The sequence below is a fragment of the Achromobacter sp. ACM05 genome (assembly GCF_019218915.1).
GTDB classification, from domain to species: domain Bacteria; phylum Pseudomonadota; class Gammaproteobacteria; order Burkholderiales; family Burkholderiaceae_B; genus Achromobacter; species Achromobacter animicus.
Map to the genome: position 1 here is coordinate 1 of NZ_JAHUWQ010000024.1, position 261 is coordinate 261.

Here is a 261-nt window from a genome sequence, read left to right on the forward strand (position 1 = left end):
CCGCCACCCCGATCACGGGCAACGTTCTGACCAACGACACGCTGGGCGCGGACAAGACCACCGTCGTGATCACGACCACCGACGCCAAGTACGGCACGCTGGTCCACAACGGCGACGGCACGTGGTCGTACCAACTGAACAACGGCCTGCCCGCAGTTCAAGCGCTGAACAACGGCCAGACGCTGACCGAAACCATCCGCTACACCATCACCGACGCGGACGGCGACAAGAGCGAAGCGGTGCTGACCATCACGATCAACG

Annotated in this window: 1 protein-coding gene; it reads left to right on the plus strand. The window is 63.6% G+C overall.

Going from position 1 to position 261, the window contains the following annotated elements; all coding sequences use genetic code 11:
- Positions 1 to 261, plus strand: a 261-nt coding sequence (locus KW836_RS27725) for a VCBS domain-containing protein (RefSeq protein WP_218345310.1), incomplete at both ends; no start/stop codon positions are given.